The sequence below is a fragment of the Aurantimonas sp. A3-2-R12 genome, from assembly GCF_036016755.1.
Classification (GTDB): domain Bacteria; phylum Pseudomonadota; class Alphaproteobacteria; order Rhizobiales; family Rhizobiaceae; genus Aurantimonas; species Aurantimonas coralicida_A.
The window spans coordinates 1-2876 of sequence record NZ_JAYXIH010000101.1; the positions used below are offsets into that span (position 1 = coordinate 1).

The 2876-nt window shown below is 59.8% G+C and carries 6 protein-coding genes and 1 pseudogene; 1 reads left to right on the forward strand and 6 read right to left on the reverse strand.

What is annotated here, in order from left to right; translation table 11 throughout:
* Positions 1 to 128: 128 nt before the first annotated feature.
* Positions 129 to 350 (reverse strand): annotated as a pseudogene (locus tag VSX60_RS22105) (IS256 family transposase); the annotation flags it as partial.
* Positions 351 to 507: 157 nt separating this feature from the next.
* Entirely contained in the window at positions 508 to 723 is a 216-nt protein-coding gene (locus VSX60_RS22110; RefSeq protein ID WP_327626391.1) for a hypothetical protein, read from the reverse strand.
* An 85-nt stretch (positions 724 to 808) separates the two neighbouring features.
* On the opposite strand from VSX60_RS22110, the gene VSX60_RS22115 reads away from it, so the two are divergent.
* Positions 809 to 1093: a hypothetical protein gene (locus tag VSX60_RS22115; RefSeq protein ID WP_327626392.1), complete on the forward strand. Its 285-nt coding sequence runs from the start codon at positions 809 to 811 to the stop codon at positions 1091 to 1093.
* 84 nt (positions 1094 to 1177) lie between these two features.
* Here VSX60_RS22115 and VSX60_RS22120 read toward each other — a convergent pair whose 3' ends face one another.
* The 4 genes from VSX60_RS22120 to VSX60_RS22135 all read right to left on the reverse strand — a co-directional run.
* On the reverse strand, positions 1178 to 1375 hold the full coding sequence (locus VSX60_RS22120) for a CsbD family protein (protein ID WP_327626393.1): 198 nt from the start codon (positions 1373 to 1375) through the stop codon (positions 1178 to 1180).
* 136 nt (positions 1376 to 1511) lie between these two features.
* Positions 1512 to 1757, reverse strand: a complete 246-nt coding sequence (locus VSX60_RS22125) for a hypothetical protein (protein ID WP_327626394.1) — start codon at positions 1755 to 1757, stop codon at positions 1512 to 1514.
* A 166-nt stretch (positions 1758 to 1923) separates the two neighbouring features.
* Positions 1924 to 2166: a hypothetical protein gene (locus VSX60_RS22130; protein WP_327626395.1), complete on the reverse strand. Its 243-nt coding sequence runs from the start codon at positions 2164 to 2166 to the stop codon at positions 1924 to 1926.
* A gap of 40 nt (positions 2167 to 2206) precedes the next feature.
* Positions 2207 to 2876: hypothetical protein (locus VSX60_RS22135; protein WP_327626396.1), on the reverse strand; the 670-nt coding region annotated here is incomplete at its 5' end.

The window sequence follows — 2876 nt, forward strand, 5'->3', positions numbered from 1 at the left end:
CCGGCCGGAATCAACGACGAAAGCGAAATAGCGGTCGGCATGTGGCCGTTCTCCTCTTCGGAAAATCGCCATACGGCCCCTCAACTGCATCGGGATTGAGTCAGTCCCACGGTTCGAAGCGATTTGACACCGATCCGCCCGCGAGTGCGGCCCCAGCGATGCGCTTCGCGCTTTTCGACCCGGCCGTGGCGCGGACCACAGGCCGCTTCGACGTCAGCCTCCATGATCGCGCCCAGCGTTTCCATCCCCGCCGCAAGACAGAACCGTTCGAAGCTCTGCTGAACATCCATCAGCGCTTCGTCCGCAGTCCCGATGACCGGCGTCGTCGGCAATATGATATCTTTCTTCATGGCGTTGCTCTCCTCAGTGGAATCGGCACCCCGAGCCTAACGGCTCAAGGCGGGCAACGCCGCCCACTTCAGAGTTTCAACAGAGACCGGGACATTCCCGCGCCCCGACTTGCCGCAGGGCGGCACCATAGGAGGGCAGCTTGTCACCAAAGCCCGGTCAGCGTCCCCATTGTTTGATCGGCTTGGATTTTTCGTGCGCAAAGCCCTCCGCCCAAATCTTATGCTCGGGATCGCGTGGTGAGTATGGATTGAGAGCCACTTCGCCCTCTTGCCGATAGGCCATTCGGGCTTTCGTCCATATCGCCTTTTCCCTTTCGGCGGCGGCGATCGCTTCCTCCAGCTGTTCGGTGGTCTGTTTCTCGGGGTCAGCCATGTCAGGGCTCAAGGTATCGTGTTGCGATATCCGGTCGATGCCGGTAGCCGGTCTGTCGCTCGATCTCGCGCATGACGGCCCTCCAATGGCGTTGACGCTTTTCGTCATCGACGATTCGCGCCAGGCGTCGTCGATCCTGGGCGGCCAGCCAGGCGCGCCGCGGATCGTGCATGGCAATGAGATCATCGGCGGATTCACGGACCGCCCGTGGCGTCCACCACTTGAGAAATCGGTCAATCCAATGGCGGATCATGGCCTATCCATATGGCTGAAGGCCGAACGGCTGCTTTGGCGTTCTGGATTTGTTCGCAGGGACCAAGGCAGAATTGCGCGCCGATACGATGCGATACTTGTCGCCGGTCACAGATAACGCGGCCTGAGAATAATTCGCACAAGCGAAAAAGAAGCCGGGAACGATCACCCGACTTCGCATGGTTAGCGTATGGCAGCGAATTCAGTGACGGGCAAGCCACTCGTCGATTTCGCGGCGCACCTGATCCTTCTCATAGCCGTAGCGTTCCTGGATCTTGCCCTCGAGCTGCTCGCGATTGCCTTCGACGACATCGAGATCATCGTCGGTCAATTTGCCCCACTGTTCCCTGACGCTGCCCTTCAGCTGCTTCCAGTTTCCTTCCACACGATCCCAATCCATCGGAATTCTCCTTGAATATGCCGCTCCCGATGAGCGCTCGATACGGGAAGCTTATGCGGGACGGTTTCGTTCCAAGCGGGAAGACGGTTCCGGTCGCAAATAAACAATCGGCCGAGTGTGCCGCCGGCATCGACGATCACTGATCGGTCGTCTTTTCGTCGCCACGCGATATGGGCCGAGCATACATCCTCCTCAAATCATTTGCGTCCCGAAGCAAGGGTGCTGCCGCTTCGTGTGCCTCACGCCTGATCTCGGCAATTCGCGCCTGCGTTTGATCCCGTGCTTCCTCGGCCGCCTTTCGCCATATACCATTCACGTTTCGCTTGATCTCATCGAAGGTCTGCCGCGCCTGGTCATCGATCCATTCATAGTCCTCGAACATTGGCTCCAGAACCTTGGCTTGACATATGCCGGCGGTCCACCTCGACCCCCGGGCCGCCGCCCGCGAACCCACCTGCGGCTACCCCAGGCGATGTGCGTCAGCAGGGAGCTTGACCAGCCAAAGCCAGCAAGCGCCGCTCAGCGGCGCTAAATCACGGCTTCAGTCTCTAGTTTGCCGGCGGAACGGCAGCCGGCTCGGTGTTTGTCGGGGGAGAGGCAGCGGGCTCCGAGTCTAGCGTGGCGGGCTCTTCGGTCACGACAGGTACGGTCTCGGCCTCGTCGTCGAAGGTACCAAGCGCCCAGGCCAGCAGGAGCAGGCCGAGAATCACGGCCAAGGCAATGCCGATCAGCTTGCCGACATTGCTCTTGCTTTCGGTAATGGTGACTTTCGGATCACGGTAGTTGCTCACGGTTTCAGTCCTTTGTTAGATTGCTGGCGCTGCGCGGAGATCAATAGTCGCTGTCAGGCGAACGCCGCCGGTAGGACCGCATGTCGGGGTTGGTATAGGCGGGGTCTCTTTCGCCCCGCAGCGCCGGATCGAGAGTTCCACGCATTGGGTCGCGCGGCGGGAGCAGATCGTAATTGCTGAATTCGGCGTCCAGGTCGTCGATGTTGTAGGCCTCGGCTTCGGGACGCCGCATGATGGCCTGGATGCGATCAACCCGATCGTCACCGGCATCAACCGAGACGATATAGTCGCCCCGGCGAACACTGGCCTCATACGTCCGGGCGTCGGCGTCCGGCAGGTTCAGATCATGGATCGCGTCGAAGTAGCGACGGTCATCGTCGTCCGCGGCAACAATCCCGCGATCATGGTCGGGAATTACATGGATATCGCTGCGGGACAGACCCTCCGCTTCGAGTTCCTGACGGACCAGGTCGGCTACGGCATGGGTGCGATAAATCGCTGTAACGTTGCGGTTCATATCTTCCTCCCGAACACCTCGTTGTGCGTCTCTAATGCTCGCGCGCTGTCCAGAGTTCCATTCTGCCATCACACGTGTACAAAAAGGGGATGTCCCGAAGTTTGTTGAACTTCGTTGAGCGGCGATGCCGGGTTGAACGTTACGCGGCCCTCGATGCAGGGGCAATGAACTTTTCGGCATTTTGGCGCTGATG